The following is an 18547-nucleotide window of genomic DNA, read 5'->3' on the forward strand; positions in this document are numbered from 1 at the left end:
AGGAAAGCGCCCCTATGCAGGTGATACCTGTTCTCGATCTGCTCGACGGTCAGGTCGTGCGCGCGGTGCGCGGCGAGCGGAGCGCCTATCGGCCCATCCAGTCCCGCCTCGTCGCGACGAGCGACCCACTTGCCACCGCCCGTGCGCTGCTCGAAACCAGCGGCGCACGCACGCTCTATATCGCCGATCTCGGCGCCATCCTGCAACGCGACGCGCATGCGTCCACGCTCGCCGCGTTGCGCGTCGCGCTGCCCGGCATCGAGCTATGGCTCGACGCGGGCTTCGCGGACTATGCGTCGATGCGCGCGCTGTTCGAGCGCATCGACGCTGCAATTGCCCAGCACGACCACCCTGCTGGCGGTTCCCACCATGCGAGCCTCGTGCCGGTCTTCGGCTCGGAGACGCTGTGCGACCTCCACGCACTGGACACGGCTCAGCGCGCCGGCCTCGCGCCGATCCTGTCGCTCGATCATCGCGCGGGCGAACTGCTCGCCGCGACCACGCTCGATCGCTCGTCGGCGTGGTGGCCGTCGCGCGTGATCGCGATGACGCTCGATCAGGTCGGCAGCTACGCCGGCCCCGATCTCGCGACGTTCGAACGCCTGCGCGCGCAAGCCGCCGCGCACACCACGCTGATCGGCGCGGGCGGCATCCGCAATCGCGACGATCTGGCCGCCGCGGCCGCCACTGGCGCAAGCGCATGGCTGGTGGCGTCCGCGCTGCACGATCGACAGCTCGACTGCGCGCATTCCGATTCCGCGTAGGCCTTCCATACAATTTCCATGCCACGCTCCGTGACAGCGCTGTCAGTAAACGGAACACAAGCCGGACAGTTTGCGTGTGACACTCTGCTCCAGAACGGCACACATTTTGTATGGCGCAGCGGGGCTTTGAACGCGCGCGCCGACGCACGATCAGGCACGCTTGCCGCATGCGCGTCACGCGGATTCATCCGCTGAACGCAAAGCAGCACGACCGTACGCGCGGCTCGCTTCAGCGCGGTGCCCGCTCGCCGACGCGGGGTCCAAAATCGGCATGGAGCTTGCTAAAACCTGCCCCATGCATAGCCCCTCCATCGATCCGTCGCCCTCCAGCCCGAGCGCCGCGCGCGCCGCGGCGCTGACACGCGACTGGATCTGTCCGTTCTGCCCCCTGCTGTGTGACGACCTGGTCGCGGCTAGCCACGACGACGGCACGCTCGATGTACCGGACACCGAATGTTCGCGGCTCGCTCGCGCGCTCGCCCATTACGGCGCGACGGACGCGCGCTGCGGATGCGTGGTCGACGGCAACGAAGTGGACCTCGATGCCGCGCTCACGAGCGCCGCGCAGTTGCTTGCGAACGCGCGTCGCCCGCTATTCGGCGGCCTCGCCACCGACGTCGCGGGCGCCCGCGCGCTGTATCCGCTCGCCGCAGCCTGCGGTGCGATCCTCGATCATCTGCACGGCGATGCGCTGACACCCGCGACGCTCGCGTTGCAGGACCGCGGCTCGTTCTTCACGACGCTTTCCGAAGTGCGTGCGCGCGCCGACCTGCTGGTGTTTTTCGGCTGTCAGCCCTCGCGGCGCTACCCGCGTTTTTTCACGCGGGCGCTGGCGGGCACCGAACTCGCGCGCGAGCTGGTCTTCGTCGGCTGCGAAGCGGACCCGGCCGCGGCGGGCTTTGCGCAAACGCGCATCGACACGCTGCTGGCGGATGCCGATCCGTACGACACGCTCGCGCTGTGGTCGGCGCTCGCCGAAGGACGTGACGCGGCCGTGCTGAGCCACGGCAACGGCAGCGGTGCGGACGCGGCAACCGCGCTAGCGTCCTTGCAAGCCCGCATCGCCAAAGCGGGCTACACGGTGGTCGTCTACGAACCGGCCGCACTGCCCGCTCCGCACGCGGCGCTGCTGATCGAAGCGCTGAACCGGATCGTCAAGGCCGTGAATCGCAAGACGCGCGCGGCGTGCCTCCCGCTCGGCGGCGACGACGGCGCGTTGACGGTCAATCAGACCGTCACCTGGCTGTCCGGCTTGCCGCTGCGCACGCGTGTGTCGATGCCGGCGCGCGTCACCGGCAGCGCGCCGCTCGATCACGATCCGTACCGCTACCGCACGGCGCGGCTGCTCGCCGAACGCGAAGTCGATGCGCTGCTGTGGATCGCGAGCTTTGCGCCGCACGCATGGCCCGCATCACTGGATCCCGCCCTTCCGCTGATCGTGCTCAGCCATCCGGCGCTCGCGGATGCCGCGAAGGCCCGCGGCGCGAATACCGTGTTCGTGCCCGTCGCGACACCGGGCATCGACAGCGGCGGGCATCTGTTTCGCGTCGACGGGACGGTCGTGATGCCGCTCACCGCTGCGCGTAGTGCTGCACTGGAGTCGGTGGCGTCGATTGCCGCGAAGCTGAACGAGCGACTCAGCGACCAACTGAATCCGCGCGAGGACCAGCCATGACCCTCGTCCGGCTCAAGGGCGGCACGCTGTTCGACCCTGCCAACAACGTCAACGGCGAGCGCCGCGATCTGACGTTCCGCGACGGCCGCATCGTCGACGTGCCGGCGACCACGCCCGCCGATCGTGAATACGACGCGACCGGCATGATCGTGATGGCGGGCGGCATCGATCTGCATTCGCATATCGGCGGCGGCAAGACCAATCTGTCGCGGCTGCTGCTGCCCGAGGACCATCGCGCCGACGCACCGGGCGCCGGTGCGCCGCGCGAGCCCGCCTACGAAGCGGCGCGCGACGACAACGGCCGCTACCTGCGTCTGCCTTCGTGCGGCGTCTGCGCGCCGGGCACGCTCGCGACCGGCTACCGCTACGCCGAAATGGGCTACACGGCCGCATTCGAGCCGGCGATGATGCCGTCGAACGCGCGCCACACGCACCTCGAAATGGGCGACACGCCGATCATCGATCACGGCGCGTACGTGATGCTCGGCAACGACGAGCTGTTCCTGCGGATGCTGGCCGCGCGCGACGATTTCGAACGTCTGCGCGACTATGTCGGCTGGACCATCGACGCGAGCAAGGCGCTCGGCGTCAAGGTGGTGAACCCCGGCGGCATCTCGGCGTTCAAGTTCAACCAGCGCTCGCTCGACGTCGACGAAGCGCACGCGCACTACGGCATCACGCCGCGCGACGTGCTGCGCACGCTGACGCGCGCGCTGACCGAACTGCGCGTGCCGCATCCGCTGCACGTGCACACGAGCAACCTCGGCGTGCCCGGCAACCTCGCGTCGACGATCGCGACGATGGACGCCGCCGACGGCCTGCCGATCCATCTGACGCATATCCAGTTTCACAGCTATGGCACCGAAGGGTCGCGCAAGTTTTCGTCGGGCGCGCGGCAGATTGCCGAAGCCGTGAACGCGCGCTCGAACGTATCGATCGACGTCGGCCAGATCATCTTCGGACAGACCGTCACGGCCTCGGGTGACACGATGATGCAGTTCCGCAACGCGCCGCTCGCGCGGCCGCACAAGTGGATAGTGGGCGACATCGAGTGCGACGCGGGTTGCGGCATCGTGCCGTTCCGCTATCGCGAGCAGAGCTACGTGAACGCGCTGCAATGGATCATCGGCCTCGAAATTTTTCTGCTGGTCGACGACCCGTGGCGCGTCGCGATGACCACCGATCATCCGAACGGCGGCCCGTTCACGAGCTATCCGCATCTGATCCGCCTGCTGATGGACAAGCCGTTTCGCGATGAGCAGCTTGCGAAGCTGCATCCCGAAGCGCAGGTCGCCAGCGCGCTGCCGGAGCTCAAGCGCGAATTCTCGCTGTACGAGATCGCGATCATCACGCGCGCCGGTCCCGCGCGTCTGCTCGGTCTGCGCGATCGCGGCCACCTCGGCGCGGGCGCGGCGGCGGACATCGCGGTCTATCGCGACGAGCCGGACCGCGAGCGGATGTTCACGTCACCCGCCTATGTGTTCAAGGACGGCGAGCTGGTCGCGCGCGACGGCACGCTGGTCGCGACGCCGACGGGCGGCATCCATTTCGTCGCGCCGGAGTTCGATCGCGGTATCGAGAAAACGCTGCGCGCGTATAGCGACGCGAATCTCGCGAGCAACTTCGCGCACGCCGCGATCAGCAACGACGAAGCCTGCCGCTGCTGCCGCGGCGGACGGCTGTTGCCCGTCGAATGTCGAACCTGACGCGGCCACGATGAACGCTCCCGCCCCGCTCGAAATCAACGGCACCGCGATCGACGCGACCTTCGCCGAAGCCTTTCCGATGAAGGCGACCCGGCTCGTGATCACCGCGCACACGCCGACATGGGCGATGCACGCGGCGAACTCGCTGACCGGCTTCGCGACCTCGGTGATCGGCTGCGGCTGCGAGGCGGGCATCGAGCGCGCGCTCGCGCCCGATGCAACGCCCGATGGCCGGCCCGGCGTCGCGGTGCTGCTGTTCGCGGTGTCGTCAAAGGAGCTCGCCAAGCAGATCGGGCGGCGCGTCGGCCAGTGCGTGCTCACCTGCCCGAGCACGGCCGTCTACGGCGGCATCGATCCGGCCACGAGCCGCGCGCCGCTGTCGGACCGGGCGCCGCTCGGCAGCGGACTGCGCTTTTTCGGCGACGGCTGGCAGATCGCGAAGATGATCGACACGGGCAACGGACCCACGCGTTACTGGCGCGTGCCGGTGATGGACGGCGAGTTCGTCTGCGAAGACACGGCGGCGACGGTCAAGGCCGTCGGCGGCGGCAACCTGCTGCTGCTCGCGCGCGATCTCGACGCCGCGCTCGCCGCCGCCGAAGCAGCCGTCGCCGCGATGCGCCGGCTGCCGAACGTGATCATGCCGTTTCCCGGCGGCATCGTGCGCTCGGGCTCGAAGATCGGCTCGAAGTATGCGGGCGCGACCGCGTCCACCAACGACGCGTTCTGCCCCAGCCTGATCGGTCTCGCGGCGCGCAGCGAGTTGAGCGCCGAGGTGGGCTGCGTGCTGGAGATCGTCATCGACGGCCTGACCGACGCCGACGTCGGCGCGGCGATGACCGCGGGTATCGGCGCGGCCGCCGGACTCGGCCGCGCGGCCGGCGTGCTGCGCATTTCGGCGGGCAACTACGGCGGCAAGCTCGGGCCGTACCACTTTCATTTGCGCGAGCTGGCGGCGGGACTCGACGGGAGTCACGCATGAGCACGACCACGTTGCGCGTGAAGACGCCGCCCGGTTTTCGCGTCGATGCGACCGCGCTGTCGCCGGCGGCGCTGGCCGGCATGAGCGTGGCCGAGATCGCGCGCATCATGCTGCCGGGCGGCAATGAGCGCTGCGCGGTCGGCGACGTGTTCGAGGTTTCGCGCGATGACGCGCCTGAGTCCGGTGACGAGCTGGCCACGCTGCTGATCGACGGTGCCGGGCGGTGGCTCGACCGGCTCGGCGCGCAGATGGACGGCGGGCGGCTCGTCGCGCGCGGCTCGGTCGGCGACTACAGCGGCTTCAGGATGAGCGGCGGCTTGCTTCAAATCGACGGCGACGCGGGGCACTTCACCGCTTGCGAACTGCGCGGCGGACGCGTGGCGGTGCGCGGCGACAGCGGTGACTTCGCCGCCGGCGCGCTGACGGGCGACATGGAAGGCATGAGCGGCGGCACGCTGACGATCCACGGCAACGCGGGCGCGCGGCTCGCCGACCGGATGCGCCGCGGCCTCGTGCTGGTCGGCGGCAACGCGGGCGACTTCGCGGCGTCGCGGCTGGTGGCGGGGACCGTCGGGGTGGCGGGGCAATTGGGCGCGCATTATGCCTATGCAATGAGGCGCGGAACGCTACTGCTCGCGCAACGGCCCGAGCCCCTGCCGCCCTTGACATTCACGGGCGGCGGCCACGGATTCGACGTATTCTGGTCATTGCTCATACGCAATCTCGCGACCGAAATCGCGCCGTTTTCGCAGTGGCGCGCGGACCGTCTGCCGGTCCGCTTTACGGGCGACCTCGCGGTCGACGGTCGCGGCGAAATACTGATCGCCGGCTGAGGCAGCTATGTCAGCCAGGACTGAAACGGTGTTCGGAAAAGAAGAAACGTCCCGCAACGATGTTGCATGGAGACAGGGCATGACGACAGCGGATTCTCCAAACGCGAAGCCTGATATCGACGTCAACGCGCACGCCAGCGCCGGCGGACCGCGCTATGCGGGGCTGCTGATCGCGCTGCACTGGCTGATCGCGCTCGGCATCGTCGGACTGCTCGCGCTTGGCCTCTATATGGTCGGACTGCCGAAGGGCTTGCCTGTCAAAGCGACGCTGATCAACCTGCACAAGTCGCTCGGACTGACGGTTTTCCTGCTGGTGCTTTTGCGCATCGTCGCGCGGCGGGTCCTTTACCGGCCTCCGCCGCCGCCGATGCCACCGTGGCAACGCGCCGCCGCGCGCACTACGCAGGGTCTTTTATATGTCGGCATGGTGGCGATGCCGCTTGCCGGATATCTCGGCTCGTCGTTCAACAGCTACGGCACGCGCTTCTGGGGCATCCTGCTGCCGAAGTGGGGTTGGGACGACGCGCATCTGCGCGGGTTGTTCTTCGGCCTTCACCAGGCGATCGGCTACGCGTTGATCGCGCTGATCGTGCTGCACGTGGCGGGCGCGTTCAAGCATCAGTGGATCGATCGCGACAACCTGCTCGCGAGGATGCTGCCATGACGACACGCAGCACACCGCAACACTCGCAAACAGCCGCGGCCGCCGCGCTCGAAGTCCATACGCTGCGCACGCGCGATGGCCATCGCGTGTGGTACGCGCTAGCCGGCGCGCGCGACGGCGTGCCGGTCGCGGTGCTGCATGGCGGCCCCGGCAGCGGCAGTCAGCCCGGCGCGCTGCGGCTCTTCGATCTGCGGCGCTTTCGCGTCGTGCTGATCGATCAGCGCGGCACCGGTGCCTCGACGCCGCACTGCAGCGTGCGCCACAACCGCACCGACTATCTGATCGCCGATCTCGAAGCGATTCGCGCGCGGCTCGGCTTCGCGCGTTGGGGCGTGCTCGGCGGCTCGTGGGGCGCGGCGCTCGCGCTCGCGTACGCGGGGCAATTTCCGCAGTCGGTGACGGGCGTCGTGCTGCGCGGCCTGTTCCTGACTTCCGCACGCGAAGTGCGCGGTTTGTTCATTTCGTCGCGCAAGCGTGCGCCGCGTGCGTGGTCGACACTGCACTCCGCTGCACACTGCAAGCGACCCGCGACGCTGGCCGCGCGTTGTGGCGACACATTGCAATACGGCGCGAACGAAGCACGGCAACGTGCTGTCGCGCTGGCGTGGCGCGGCTATGAAAACGCGGTACTCGCGAGCACATCACCGCGAGGTGCCGCCCGACGACGCGGAGAACCGCGCAACGCACACGACTCCCAACGCCACACCCGCAAGCTGATCGGCAAATACCGGATTCAGGCGCACTACCTCGCGCATCGCTGCTGGCTCGGCGAAACGCGTTTGCTGTCGCTCGCGCGCCGCGCGGCCGCGGCCGGTGTGCCGATCACGGCCGTGCACGGCGCGCGCGATCCGGTGTGTCCGCGCGGCAATCTGCGGCGGCTGTCGCGCGCGGCGCCTTCGGCGCGCGTCGAGTGCGTGAGCGCGGCGGGTCATCTGGCGAGCGACCCCGCGCTGCACGCACGCGTCGCGCACGCGCTCGCCGCGATGTTTATTCCCACTGACGACGAGGGGCGCTCCAACATGCGTCGCGCGGCATGAAGATCAAGGTACTCGGCTCGTCCGCGGGCGGCGGCTTCCCGCAATGGAACTGCAATTGCCGCAATTGCGACGGCGTGCGTCGCGGCACGGTGAAGGCGACGCGCCGCACGCAGTCGTCGATCGCGGTCAGCGCGAACGGCGAGGACTGGCTGCTCGTCAATGCCTCGCCCGATCTGCTCGCGCAGATCGCCGCGCACCCCGAGCTTCAGCCGGCACGGCGCGCGCGCGACAGCGGCATCGCCGCGGTGCTCGTGATCGACGCGCAGATCGACCACGTGACCGGCCTGCTGATGCTGCGCGAACGCGACACGCCGCTGCCGCTGTACGCGACCGATGCGGTCTGGCAAGACCTGCGCTCCGGCTTTCCGGTCGCGCCGATCCTGTCGCACTACTGCGGTGTCGAGCATCGCCGCATCGCGCTCGACGGTGCGCCGCTCGCGGTCGACGCGCTGCCCGGCATCCGCATCGACGCGCTGCCGCTGTCGAGCAAAGCACCGCCGTACTCGCCGCATCGCAACGCGCCGGAGCGGGGCGACAACATCGGGCTCGTGCTGACGAACCTGCAATCGGGCCGGCGGGTGTTCTACGCGCCGGGGCTCGGCGCGATCGAGCCGCACGTGCTCGCGGCGATGCGCGAGGCCGATCTGCTGCTGGTCGACGGCACGCTGTGGACCGGCGACGAAATGATCCGCCTCGGCCTGTCGAAGAAGACCTCGGCGGATATGGGCCATCTGCCGCAGAGCGGCGCGGGCGGCATGATCGAAACGCTCGATTCGCTCGGCGCGAAGCGCAAAGTGCTGATCCATATCAACAATACGAATCCGATCCTGATCGAAGACGGCCCCGAGCGGCGCATGCTGGGCGAGCATGGGATCGAGGTCGCATACGACGGAATGAGCTTCGAGCTTTGAAGTGCGCAGTGAAGAGTACGGACAGATGCGGTAGCAAGGCGCGGCTGTGAACGACGATAAAACGGAGACGGCATGAACGCGAAAGACATTCAGGACACGACACCAACACGCGACGCAAGTACCACGGGAACCAGGGGCATCGACCGACCCGCCTGGAGCCGTGAGGAATTCGAGGCGCAGTTGCGCGCGAAGGGCACCGCCTATCACATCCACCATCCGTTCAACGTGAAGATGAATAGCGGGGGCTGCTCGCGCGAGCAGATTCGCGGCTGGGTCGCCAACCGCTTCTACTATCAGATCAACATTCCGCTGAAGGATGCGGCCGTGCTGTCGAACTGTCCGGACCGCGACACGCGCCGCCGTTGGGTGCAGCGCATTCTCGATCACGACGGCTACGGCGGCGCGGAAGGCGGCATCGAAACCTGGGCGCGTCTCGCGGACGCGGTCGGCCTCACGCGAGACGAACTGTGGTCGCTCGAACACGTGACGCCGGGCGTTCGCTTCGCCGTCGATGCCTATGTGAATTTCGCGCGCCGCGCGCCGTGGCAGGAAGCGGTGTGCTCGTCGCTGACCGAGATGTTCGCGCCGCAAGTGCACCGCGACCGGCTCGCGAGCTGGCCCGAGCACTATCCGTGGATCGAACCCGAGGGTCTCGCGTATTTCCGTTCGCGCATCTCGCTCGCGCAGCGCGACGTGCAGCACGGGCTCGAAGTCACGCTCGCGCATTTCACGCGACGCGATCAGCAGGAGCGAGCGCTCGACATCCTGCAGTTCAAGCTCGACATTCTGTGGACCATGCTCGACGCGATCGAGAAGGCGTTTGCGCAATGAACGACTCGACACGTGCAGAACCCGCCACGCCGCTCGCGATCGCGAAGCCATTCCGCCTGCAATGGGAGCCCGCGCAGAACGCGCATGTGCTGCTGTATCCGGAGGGCATGGTGAAGCTCAATCAAAGCGCCGGAGAAATCCTCAAGCGCTGCGACGGCACGCGCGACATCGACACGCTGATCGCCGAGCTGGAACAGGCGTTCAATACGACCGGCATCGGCAGCGAGGTGCGGGCCTTCATCGTCGACGCGCGTGGGCGCGGCTGGCTGGAGTAGCGTGATGACCGATCTTTCCCAACCAGGCTCTGAAGCCGGCGCGCAGCCGCAGGACAGCGCGGCCGCCGCGGTGCCGCCGCCGCTGTGGCTGCTCGCGGAGCTGACCTATCGTTGTCCGCTGCATTGCGCGTTCTGCTACAACCCGCTCGACTACACCGATCACAACCGCGAACTGACCACCGCGCAATGGCTCGACGTGCTGCGCGAGGCGCGCGCGCTCGGCGCGGTGCAGCTGGGCTTTTCTGGCGGCGAGCCGCTGGTGCGCGACGATGTCGAAATCCTCGTCGAAGAAGCGCACCGGCTCGGCTTTTACACGAACCTGATCACCTCGGGCGTCGGTCTGACCGATCAGCGCCTCGGCGATCTGAAAGCCGCCGGGCTCGATCACATCCAGCTGTCGTTCCAGGATTCGACGCAGCAGTTGAACGACTTCCTGAGCAGCACGCGCACGTTCGAGCTGAAGCAACGCGTCGCCGCCGCGCTCAAACGGCACGGCTTTCCAATGGTGATGAACTGCGTGCTGCATCGCTACAACCTGCCGCACGTCGACAAGATCATCGACATGGCGCTCGCGTTGGGCGCCGAGTATCTGGAGCTCGCGAACACGCAGTACTACGGCTGGGCACGTGAGAACCAGGCTCAATTGATGCCGACGCGCGAGCAGCTCGAAGAAGCCGAAGCGGTGGTCGCGCGCTATCGCCGCACGCATGGCGAGCGCTGCAAGATCTTCTTCGTCGTACCGGACTACTTCGAGCGTCGCCCGAAGCGCTGCATGAACGGCTGGGGGGCGGTGTTCCTCGGCATCGCGCCCGACGGCGCCGCGCTGCCGTGTCACGCGGCGCGCGGTCTGCCCGGCCTCACGCTGCCGAACGTGAAGGACATGGCGTTACGCGAGATCTGGTACGACAGCGACGCGTTCAACCGCTTTCGCGGCTTGCAGTGGATGAAGGAGCCATGCCGCAGTTGCGACGAAAAGGAACGCGACCTCGGCGGCTGCCGCTGCCAGGCCTTTCTGCTGACCGGCGACCCCGCCAACGCCGACCCCGTGTGCGACAAATCGCCGTTTCACGAAACCGTGGTCAAGATCGTGCGGAACGCCGCATCGGAACACGAGGCGACAGCAGCAGCACGCGAACAGCCGATCCTGTTCCGCAACGACGCCAACTCGCGCAAGCTCGCGGCGGCTGCCCGCGAGCCCGACGCCGGTGGCGATAACCGAGCATCGCCCGGAGCCCAATCATGAGTGCCGACACCATCTCGGTTCTGCTCGTCGACGACCATGCGGTCGTGCGCGAAGGCTACCGGCGTCTGCTCGAACTGAACGCCGACGTCGCGGTGTGCGGCGAAGCGGGCGACGCCGCGCAGGCCTACCAGCGTTTTTGCGCGCTGCGGCCCGACGTGGTCGTGATGGACGTGTCGCTGCCGGGCGCGAGCGGCATCGAAGCGATGCGGCGCATGCTGGCGCGCGAGCCGGATGCGCGGGTGCTGATCTTCAGCGTGCATGAGGAATCGATCTTCGTGCGGCGCGCGCTCGACGCGGGCGCGCTCGGCTACGTGACCAAGGCGAGCGCGCCCGACGTGCTGGTCGAAGCGGTGCGCTCGATTGCGCGGCGCGCCGGCTATCTGAGCCCGGACATCTCGCAGGCGCTCGCGCTGCGCACCGCGTTCAACGAAGGGCCGCCGGGGCGGCAGTTGTCGGCGCGCGAGTTCGAGGTGCTGCGGCTGCTCGTGCAGGGCTATACGCTGCCGAGCATCGCCGAAAAGCTGGGCCTGAGTCAGAAGACGGTGGCCAACCATCAATCGGTGATCCGGCAGAAGTTCGGCGCCGACAACGGCGTGCAGCTCGCGCAGATGGCGAGCCGCCTCGGACTTCAGTTCACGGGCTCGGCCAGTCCCGCGTGAGCGGGCACGCGCGCGCAGAACAGAAAACCACCTTGCGGCTCGCTCGCGACGTGAAATTCGCCGCCGAGCGCCTCGACGCGCTCGCGCATGCCGATCAGTCCGAGCCCGCTGCGTGGCTTGGTCAGATCGGTGCCGGGGCCGTCGTCGGCCATCGTGACGACGATCTCGTCGATCTGCGTGCCGTGGTCTTCACGCGGCGCGCGCACCATGAACAGTTCGACGCGCGAGCGGCGCGCGAACTTCGACACATTCGTCAGCCCTTCCTGCACGAGCCGGTACAGCGTGATCGTCAACGCATCGCTGAGGCCGCTGAAATCGCCTTCAATCGTCATCGAGAAAGACGCTTCGGGCAAGCGCTCGCGCCAGCCTTCGACGCAATGTTCGAGCGCGCTCGGCAAGCCGAATTCGTCGAGACCGATCGGCCGCAGGCGGCGGATCATGCCGCCGATCTCGCGGTACACATGGGTCGCGCTCTGTATCAGCCCAAGCGCGATGCGATGAATCTCCGGCTCGCGCTCGCCCGATAGATCGCGGATGCGCGCGGCGTCCAGCGAGATCGCGTTCAGGTATTGACCCAGCTCGTCGTGCAGTTCGCGCGCCATATGGCGGCGCTCCTGTTCCTGCGCCTGCAGCGCCTGACTGGCGAGGCGCCGGTTGTCGGCGAGCAGCCGTTCGGCTTCCTCTTCGAGCATGCGGCGATGACGCGCTTCGCGGCGCGCTTCGCGATAGCGGCGCCACGCGAACCACGCCAACGCGATCGACAGCACGAACAGCGCGCCCGGCAACTCGTCGAGCTGGAAGCGCTCCATGCCGCGCGTGAACCGGTAGATCTTCTCGCTGAGATCGAAGGTCGCGCCGAGCACCGCCGCGAGCACGGTCGCGGCGACGACCCAGCCGAGGTCGCGCCATATCAACGACGACGGCGGCGGCGCTCGGCCAGCGGAAGAGGAATGGATCGGTTCGCTTGACATGACGTTTGCATTCTACTCAGCGCCGACGCGCGCAGCGGCTTTTCGCACGGGTTTTGGGAACGCTTCCCTGGCAGATCGGGAAAAGCTCCCGCGCGGCTTACAGACGCGTATGCGAAGCTTTACACCAACGTCAAACAACGCGCGCCACGCGCACGCATCGAGCCGGCAGGAGACAACAACGATGAGCATGCGATCACCAGCACGCCGCAAACGCCGGCTTCAGCGGCGCGCCGGTATTACCTTCTGCGTCGGCGGCGCGCTCGCCGGTCTGTCCACCAGCGTGTGGGCGCAGGCCGAGCCGCCGGCTGCGGCGTCGGCGCCGGCGCCGGCGTCTTCCGCTGCCGCTTCCAAGGCAGCCGACGACAACGCCAACAGCGTCACGACACCCACCACGACGCTTGCGCCGATCGTCATCGTCGGCACCACGCCGCTGCTCGGCATCGGCACGCCGCTCAACCTGGTGCCGGCCAACGTGCAGACGGTGCACGCGACGGATCTCGAACAGCAGAACCGCCAGACGCTCAGCGACTATCTCGCGGCGAATCTGCCGAGCGTCACGATCTCCGACGCGCAGGGCAACCCGTATCAGATGAACCTGTTCTATCGCGGCTTTACCGCGTCGCCGCTGCTGGGCACGCCGCAGGGTTTGTCGGTGTTCGTCGACGGCGTGCGGGTGAACGAACCGTTCGGCGACGTCGTCAACTGGGACCTGCTGCCGCAACAGGCGATCGACACGATCCAGCTGATCCCCGGCTCCAATCCGACCTTCGGCTTCAACACGCTGGGCGGCGCGATCGCGGTCACGACGAAAAACGGCAAGGACAACCCGGTCGGCGAGGCCGAAATACAGGGCGGCTCGTGGGGACGCAAGGCCGCGCAGATCGAACAGGGCAGCACGATCGGCCAGAATCTCGACTACTACTTCACCGCCAACGCCGCGAACGACAACGGCTGGGCCGAGCAGAACGAGAGCCGCATCCGCCAGGTGTTCGGCAAGCTGCGCTATACCGACGCCGACACGACACTGTCGTTGTCGGCCGGCGGCGCGGACAACGATCTGCACGGCACGCAAACCATTCCGAAGTCGTGGTTCAATAACCCCAAGCAACCGTACACGTATCCCGATCAGAATCAGAACAGCGTCGGCTACCTGACGCTGTCGGGCGATCATTACTTCAACGACAACGTCGAGCTGAGCGGCAACGCGTACTACCGGCACTTTCGCAACACCAACACCAGCAGCAACGTCAACAACGACTTCGGCACGATCAACCCCGACGGCAGCGTCGACACGTTGCAGGCGACCAACGTGCAGTCGACCGTGTCAACCGACAGCTACGGCGCGAGTCTGCAGCTAACACTGCTCGGCAAGCTCGGCGGCATGAAGAACCAGTTCATCGCGGGTATGGCTGTCGATGCGGCCGATTCGCGCTTCACGCAGTCGTCGCAGGACGCGATGTTCACCGATTCGCGCGCGACGGTCGGCATCGGCAATTTCGTGCAGCAGACCGACGCGAACACGCACAACACCAACTACGGCCTCTACCTGACGGACACGCTGTCGCTGACGCCGCAGTGGGCGCTGACGCTGTCGGGCCGCTACAACTGGGCCGATGCGACGATCGGCGACGAAACCGGCACGCAGCCGCAGCTCGACGGCCACCATACGTTCTCGCGCTTCAATCCGGCCATTGGCATCAACTGGAATCCGACGCCGACGTTCACCGCCTATGCGACCTACAACGAGGGCATGCGCTCGCCGACCGCGATCGAGCTCGCCTGCGCCGACCCGAACGCGCCGTGTTCGCTGCCGAACGACTTCATCTCCGATCCGTCGTTGCAGCCGGTCATTTCGAAGACCTATGAAGTCGGCGCGCGCGGCAGGATCGGCGGCAACACGACGTGGAGCGCGGCTGCCTACAGCACGACGCTCGACAACGACATCCAGTTCATCAGCAGCAACGGCGCGGGCAGTTCGCAGGGCTTTTTCCAGAACGTCGGGCGCACGCGCCGGCAAGGCGTCGAACTGGCCGGGCAGACGAAATATGGTCCGTTCACCGTGACCGGCAGCTATAGCTACGTCAACGCGACCTATCAGTCGACGTGGGTCGAAAGCAGCCCGAGCAACTCGAGCGCCGACGCGAACGGCAACATCACCATTCACCCCGGCGACCACATCCCGAGCATTCCGGCGACCACCGTCAAGCTGCGGCTCGATTACGCGGCCACCCCGAAATGGCGGATCAGCACGAACCTGACATGGCGCGGCAGCATCTACGCGCAGGGCGACGAAAACAACCAGGACGTGAACGGCAAGATCTCCGGCTATCTGCTGATCGATATGGACACCAGCTACCAGGTGACGAAACAGCTGCAGGTGTTCGCCTCGGTGTCGAACCTGCTCGACAAACGCTATGCGAGCTTCGGCGCGCTCGGGGAAAACTTCTTTACCGGACCCGGCAACACGTTCAACGGTGCGGCCCCGGTCAACGAGCAGTTCGTCGGACCGGGTGCGCCGAGGGGGTTCTGGGTGGGGATGAGGTATGCGTGGAAGTAATGGCGATTAGCGGGGCGCACGTCATCGAGGCGCGGCGCCGGGGAGGCGCCGCGCTGCGCGAATTCGCCAGCTTCGCTCAATGCGATTCGATCGAGCCGTCGCTATGCGGATACGTGACGATGCCCCACGCGAGCGGCAGATCGCCGATCTGCTTGAGCGGCTGATAGCTCTTCGCGTCGAGCACGTAGACCGCGTCGGAGCGCCCGCACGCAACCATCAGCTTCGAGCCGTCCGGCGTGAAGCTGAAATGCCAGCAGCGCTGGCCGACCGGCACATCGGCGACATGTTCATAGGTGTGGCCGTCGAATACCTGCACCACCTTATCGCGCGCGGCGGCCACGAACAGCCGCTGACCGTTCGGACCGAACGCGACACCATAGGGCCCAAGTTTGGTGTCGACGGTCTTGAGCACCTCGAACGTGTGCGCGTCGATCACGACGAACTTGCTGAGCGACTCCAGCGTGACCACGTAGTGCTTGCCGTCGGGCGACAGCCGGATGCCGCGCGGCCGGCCACCCGGCGCGAGCTTCACGGTCCGGATCGGCGCGCCGGTGCGCGCGTGGTAGACCGATACCGTATCGTCGCCCTCGTTGGTGACGAGCATCATCTGTCCGTCGCGCGAGAATTCGATGCCTTCGGTTTCGTGGCCGCTCGTAACCGAGCGGATCACGTGCCAGTTCTTCATATCGATGATCGCGATTTCGGCGGGCGGCTTGTTCGCGTCGTCGTCGTCCGCGCCGGGCTTGCCGCCCGCGGTCGCCGCGGGCTTGTTGTCTGCCTTCGCGTCGGGCTTATCGTCCCCCTTCGCTTCCGGTTTGCCTCCCGGCGGTCCGCCGTCCTCGCCGGGCTCGTAGGTCACGTACGCGTAGCCGTTGCGCACCCGCACGTATTCAGGGTTTTTGCCGATCTTCACGCGTTTGACGACCTTGCCCGTGGCGGTGTCGATCACCGCGAGATCGTTTGTGTTCTTGTTGGCGACCAGCAGACGCGTGCCGTCGGCATTGAGGCTCAGGCCGCGCGGGCCGTCCGCGCCGACCGGAAAGGTCTGCGCGAGCGTCATCTGGTCGAGATCGATCACGCCGACGCCGGCCTTCTCGCTCGTCACGTAGGCGAGCGGCGCGGCCGCCGCATGCGCGGCGCTCGCGGCCAGCACGAACGCGCAGGCCAGCGCGAGGGAACGGCGTGGCGGTCGGGGGGAAATCCGTGTCTCCAGCATCGTTGTACTCCGGGTTGATATCGCGCGCCGCGATGGTTCGCGTCATCGTTTCAAGGTAGCCCACCGGGCGCTTGTTTGACAACGCGGATCAGGCGGGAGATTTTCCCGAATTGCGCCGCGCCGGCCGTCGCGGGTTTGAAAAGCAGGGTCGGCGGGGGACAATGACTTCGGAGGTGGCGATGATGCTGCAAGTTGCCATGTTGAACCCTGCAAGTGCGCTGCATCCCGCGGCCGGTTACCGTCGCGCGGCGATCGTGCTGGGCGCCGTGATCGTCGCGCATCTGGTGCTGCTCGCCATCGCGTTGAACGCGCGCAACAGGACGGTCGAGCGTCCGCTCGAGCCGCGCACGATCACCGCGTTGCTGCTGAGCCCCGAGCCGCCCGCACCGATCGTTTCACCGCCCGCGCCGCCCCCGCCCGCCGCCGTCGTTCCGCCAGCGCCGACGCCGCCCGTCGCGCGCCCCGTCGCGCGCGTCAAACCGGTGCCTCAGCCGCGCGTACAGGTGCCGCGCAGCGTGGAAAAGCCTGTGCCGACGCCGTCCGCGACCCGCGAAAGCACCGCGCAGCCGGTCACGCAAGCGGCCGTGCCAGCGCCCGCACCGCAGCTCGCCGTGCCCGAGACGGCAGCGGCCGCCGCCCAGCCGGCCGTGCCGGCGTCGACCGAGCCGCGCAATGTGTCGCATGTCGACTGCTCGATTCCGAAGCCCGACTATCCCGACGTCGCGAAGCGGCGCGGCGAGCATGGCACGGCCGTCGTGCGTTTCGTCGTCGGGCTGAGCGGGCATATCGAAACGGCTCACCTGCAAACCAGCAGCGGCTCCTCGCGCCTCGACGAAGCCGCGCTCGCCGCCGTGCATGCGGGCGCCTGTCAGCCGTACACCGAAAACGGCACGCCGGTGCGCGCCGCGTACTCGCAATCGTTCGTGTTCGGCCTGACCGAGTAACCGAACCACGCAACAGACCACGGACACCAAACGAAGGAACTCGCTATGCAACATTACGGACTCGCAAACGTCTGGGACTCGGGCGATATCGTCACGCGCGGCATTCTGTGCGTGCTCGTGATCATGTCGGTGCTGTCGTGGACGGTGATCATCGTGAAGCTGTGGCAGCTGATGCGCCTCAGGCGCGTGACCAGCCAGAGCGACGCGCGCTTCTGGAGCGCGGACCGTTTCGACGACGGACTGCGCAGCCTCGGCCACCCGGCATCGAGCGCGCACGACAACCCGCTGCTCGCGCTCGCGCTGGCGGGCCATGAAGCCGCGACGCATCATCGGCAGACGCAGCAGCATCTGCACGACCGCATCGACGTGTCCGACTGGATCACCCGGCGTCTGCAGGACACGATGGACGAAACGATCGCGCGTCTGCAAAGCGGCCTCGCGATCCTCGCGTCGATCGGCAGCACCGCGCCTTTCGTCGGGCTGTTCGGCACGGTATGGGGCATCTACCATGCGCTGATCGTGATCGGCGAGACCGGTCAGACTTCGATCGATCATGTCGCTGGCCCGGTCGGCGAGTCGCTGATCATGACGGCGTTCGGCCTGTTCGTCGCGATTCCCGCCGTGCTCGGCTACAACGGACTGACGCGCGCGAACCGCTCGATCGTCGCGCGCCTGAAGCGCTTCGCGCACGGCTTGCACGCATACTTCGTGACCGGCTCGCAGTTGCCGTCGAGCGCCGGGCCGCAGATGCGCGTGGTCCCACGCGGCACGAATGCGACGAACGCGACGAACGCCAGCCGCGACGGAGACCTCGAATGGCAATGAGCCCTTTCTCCGACGACGACGATCAAGGTCTGATGAACGAGATCAACATGACGCCGCTCGTCGACGTGATGCTGGTCCTGCTGATCATTTTTCTCGTCACCATTCCGGCGCTGCAACACGCGGTCAGGATCGATCTGCCGCACGCGAGCAGCCAGCCCGAAGCGGTCAAGCCCGCGCACGTGGACGTCGCGGTGCAGGCGGACGGCACGCTGCTGTGGGACGGTCAGCCCGTGAGCGACGACGGCTTGCGCGCGCGCATCGCCCAGGCCGCCCTCGCGACCCCGCAGCCGGAGTTGCATCTGCGCGCCGATCGCAAGGTGCCGTATGAGCGGGTGGCGATGGTGATGTCGGCGGCGCAGCGCGGCGGGCTGACGAAGATGGGCTTCGTGACCGACCCGCAGTTGGGCAAATGACGTGGCCCGGCGTGCTTGCCGCCACATAAAGCAAGGCTTAT

The 18547-nt window shown here is 67.4% G+C and carries 18 protein-coding genes; 16 read left to right on the forward strand and 2 right to left on the reverse strand.

Annotated features, from left to right (window positions below; all coding sequences use genetic code 11):
- The first annotated feature begins 14 nt into the window (after positions 1-14).
- From L0U84_RS32160 to L0U84_RS32215, 12 genes are all read left to right on the forward strand, one after another.
- Complete coding sequence (locus L0U84_RS32160) at positions 15-764, forward strand: HisA/HisF-related TIM barrel protein (RefSeq protein WP_233856088.1); 750 nt, start codon at positions 15-17, stop codon at positions 762-764.
- A gap of 295 nt (positions 765-1059) precedes the next feature.
- A complete protein-coding gene (locus L0U84_RS32165; RefSeq protein WP_233856089.1) occupies positions 1060-2439 on the forward strand; it encodes a formylmethanofuran dehydrogenase in 1380 nt (459 codons plus the stop codon).
- Positions 2436-4145, forward strand: a complete 1710-nt coding sequence (locus L0U84_RS32170; RefSeq protein ID WP_233856090.1) for a formylmethanofuran dehydrogenase subunit A — start codon at positions 2436-2438, stop codon at positions 4143-4145. The genes L0U84_RS32165 and L0U84_RS32170 overlap by 4 nt, the downstream gene beginning before the upstream one ends.
- A gap of 10 nt (positions 4146-4155) precedes the next feature.
- The gene (fhcD, locus tag L0U84_RS32175) at positions 4156-5127 is read left to right on the forward strand and encodes a formylmethanofuran--tetrahydromethanopterin N-formyltransferase (RefSeq protein ID WP_233856091.1); all 972 of its coding nucleotides are present in this window, start codon (positions 4156-4158) and stop codon (positions 5125-5127) included.
- On the forward strand, positions 5124-5960 hold the full coding sequence (locus L0U84_RS32180) for a formylmethanofuran dehydrogenase subunit C (protein WP_233856092.1): 837 nt from the start codon (positions 5124-5126) through the stop codon (positions 5958-5960). Before fhcD ends, L0U84_RS32180 begins: the two co-directional genes overlap by 4 nt.
- Positions 5961-6039: 79 nt before the next feature.
- The gene (locus L0U84_RS32185) at positions 6040-6624 is read left to right on the forward strand and encodes a cytochrome b (RefSeq protein ID WP_442794064.1); all 585 of its coding nucleotides are present in this window, start codon (positions 6040-6042) and stop codon (positions 6622-6624) included.
- Complete coding sequence (locus tag L0U84_RS32190; protein WP_233856094.1) at positions 6621-7661, forward strand: alpha/beta fold hydrolase; 1041 nt, start codon at positions 6621-6623, stop codon at positions 7659-7661. The genes L0U84_RS32185 and L0U84_RS32190 overlap by 4 nt, the downstream gene beginning before the upstream one ends.
- Positions 7658-8572 (forward strand): pyrroloquinoline quinone biosynthesis protein PqqB, encoded by a 915-nt coding sequence (pqqB, locus tag L0U84_RS32195; RefSeq protein WP_233856095.1) that lies wholly within the window; start codon positions 7658-7660, stop codon positions 8570-8572. The genes L0U84_RS32190 and pqqB overlap by 4 nt, the downstream gene beginning before the upstream one ends.
- 72 nt (positions 8573-8644) lie before the next feature.
- A complete protein-coding gene (pqqC, locus tag L0U84_RS32200) occupies positions 8645-9403 on the forward strand; it encodes a pyrroloquinoline-quinone synthase PqqC (protein ID WP_233856096.1) in 759 nt (252 codons plus the stop codon).
- Positions 9400-9678, forward strand: coding sequence for a pyrroloquinoline quinone biosynthesis peptide chaperone PqqD (gene pqqD / locus L0U84_RS32205; protein WP_233856097.1), 279 nt, complete (start codon positions 9400-9402; stop codon positions 9676-9678). The genes pqqC and pqqD overlap by 4 nt, the downstream gene beginning before the upstream one ends.
- Before the next feature lie 4 nt (positions 9679-9682).
- Entirely contained in the window at positions 9683-10921 is a 1239-nt protein-coding gene (pqqE, locus tag L0U84_RS32210) for a pyrroloquinoline quinone biosynthesis protein PqqE (protein ID WP_233856098.1), read from the forward strand.
- Positions 10918-11580, forward strand: coding sequence for a response regulator (locus tag L0U84_RS32215; RefSeq protein ID WP_129960041.1), 663 nt, complete (start codon positions 10918-10920; stop codon positions 11578-11580). The genes pqqE and L0U84_RS32215 overlap by 4 nt, the downstream gene beginning before the upstream one ends.
- Here the strand turns inward: L0U84_RS32215 and L0U84_RS32220 are convergent.
- Positions 11550-12551 carry a histidine kinase gene (locus tag L0U84_RS32220; RefSeq protein ID WP_233856099.1) on the reverse strand — a complete coding sequence of 334 codons (1002 nt, stop codon included), beginning with the start codon at positions 12549-12551 and terminating at the stop codon, positions 11550-11552. The genes L0U84_RS32215 and L0U84_RS32220 overlap by 31 nt on opposite strands.
- 181 nt (positions 12552-12732) lie before the next feature.
- Here L0U84_RS32220 and L0U84_RS32225 point away from each other — a divergent pair, with 181 nt between their 5' ends.
- Positions 12733-15108: a TonB-dependent receptor gene (locus L0U84_RS32225; protein ID WP_233856100.1), complete on the forward strand. Its 2376-nt coding sequence runs from the start codon at positions 12733-12735 to the stop codon at positions 15106-15108.
- Positions 15109-15184: 76 nt separating this feature from the next.
- On the opposite strand, the gene L0U84_RS32230 is transcribed toward L0U84_RS32225, so the two are convergent.
- Entirely contained in the window at positions 15185-16324 is a 1140-nt protein-coding gene (locus L0U84_RS32230; RefSeq protein WP_233856101.1) for a YVTN family beta-propeller repeat protein, read from the reverse strand.
- A 179-nt stretch (positions 16325-16503) separates the two neighbouring features.
- On the opposite strand from L0U84_RS32230, the gene L0U84_RS32235 reads away from it, so the two are divergent.
- The 3 genes from L0U84_RS32235 to L0U84_RS32245 are packed head-to-tail and all read left to right on the forward strand — an operon-like array spanning position 16504 to position 18506.
- Positions 16504-17268: an energy transducer TonB gene (locus L0U84_RS32235; RefSeq protein WP_233856102.1), complete on the forward strand. Its 765-nt coding sequence runs from the start codon at positions 16504-16506 to the stop codon at positions 17266-17268.
- 45 nt (positions 17269-17313) lie between these two features.
- Positions 17314-18093, forward strand: coding sequence for a MotA/TolQ/ExbB proton channel family protein (locus L0U84_RS32240; RefSeq protein WP_129960046.1), 780 nt, complete (start codon positions 17314-17316; stop codon positions 18091-18093).
- Positions 18084-18506 carry an ExbD/TolR family protein gene (locus tag L0U84_RS32245; protein ID WP_129960047.1) on the forward strand — a complete coding sequence of 141 codons (423 nt, stop codon included), beginning with the start codon at positions 18084-18086 and terminating at the stop codon, positions 18504-18506. Before L0U84_RS32240 ends, L0U84_RS32245 begins: the two co-directional genes overlap by 10 nt.
- Positions 18507-18547 lie beyond the last annotated feature (41 nt).

Origin of the sequence: Paraburkholderia sp. HD33-4 (genome assembly GCF_021390635.1) — a bacterium.
In the GTDB taxonomy this organism is placed as follows: Bacteria; Pseudomonadota; Gammaproteobacteria; order Burkholderiales; family Burkholderiaceae; genus Paraburkholderia.

Excerpts from the sequence above, each read along its gene's own strand:
- L0U84_RS32240 (WP_129960046.1), top strand. The coding sequence starts at position 17,314 with ATGCAACATTACGGACTCGCAAACGTCTGGGACTCGGGCGATATCGTC.
- pqqB (WP_233856095.1), top strand. The coding sequence starts at position 7,658 with ATGAAGATCAAGGTACTCGGCTCGTCCGCGGGCGGCGGCTTCCCGCAA.
- L0U84_RS32170 (WP_233856090.1), top strand. The coding sequence starts at position 2,436 with ATGACCCTCGTCCGGCTCAAGGGCGGCACGCTGTTCGACCCTGCCAAC.
- pqqD (WP_233856097.1), top strand. The coding sequence starts at position 9,400 with ATGAACGACTCGACACGTGCAGAACCCGCCACGCCGCTCGCGATCGCG.
- fhcD (WP_233856091.1), top strand. The coding sequence starts at position 4,156 with ATGAACGCTCCCGCCCCGCTCGAAATCAACGGCACCGCGATCGACGCG.
- L0U84_RS32190 (WP_233856094.1), top strand. The coding sequence starts at position 6,621 with ATGACGACACGCAGCACACCGCAACACTCGCAAACAGCCGCGGCCGCC.
- L0U84_RS32185 (WP_442794064.1), top strand. The coding sequence starts at position 6,040 with ATGACGACAGCGGATTCTCCAAACGCGAAGCCTGATATCGACGTCAAC.
- L0U84_RS32160 (WP_233856088.1), top strand. The coding sequence starts at position 15 with ATGCAGGTGATACCTGTTCTCGATCTGCTCGACGGTCAGGTCGTGCGC.
- L0U84_RS32165 (WP_233856089.1), top strand. The coding sequence starts at position 1,060 with ATGCATAGCCCCTCCATCGATCCGTCGCCCTCCAGCCCGAGCGCCGCG.
- L0U84_RS32235 (WP_233856102.1), top strand. The coding sequence starts at position 16,504 with ATGATGCTGCAAGTTGCCATGTTGAACCCTGCAAGTGCGCTGCATCCC.
- pqqC (WP_233856096.1), top strand. The coding sequence starts at position 8,645 with ATGAACGCGAAAGACATTCAGGACACGACACCAACACGCGACGCAAGT.
- L0U84_RS32220 (WP_233856099.1), bottom strand. The coding sequence starts at position 12,551 with ATGTCAAGCGAACCGATCCATTCCTCTTCCGCTGGCCGAGCGCCGCCG.
- pqqE (WP_233856098.1), top strand. The coding sequence starts at position 9,683 with ATGACCGATCTTTCCCAACCAGGCTCTGAAGCCGGCGCGCAGCCGCAG.
- L0U84_RS32245 (WP_129960047.1), top strand. The coding sequence starts at position 18,084 with ATGGCAATGAGCCCTTTCTCCGACGACGACGATCAAGGTCTGATGAAC.
- L0U84_RS32225 (WP_233856100.1), top strand. The coding sequence starts at position 12,733 with ATGAGCATGCGATCACCAGCACGCCGCAAACGCCGGCTTCAGCGGCGC.
- L0U84_RS32215 (WP_129960041.1), top strand. The coding sequence starts at position 10,918 with ATGAGTGCCGACACCATCTCGGTTCTGCTCGTCGACGACCATGCGGTC.
- L0U84_RS32230 (WP_233856101.1), bottom strand. The coding sequence starts at position 16,324 with ATGCTGGAGACACGGATTTCCCCCCGACCGCCACGCCGTTCCCTCGCG.
- L0U84_RS32180 (WP_233856092.1), top strand. The coding sequence starts at position 5,124 with ATGAGCACGACCACGTTGCGCGTGAAGACGCCGCCCGGTTTTCGCGTC.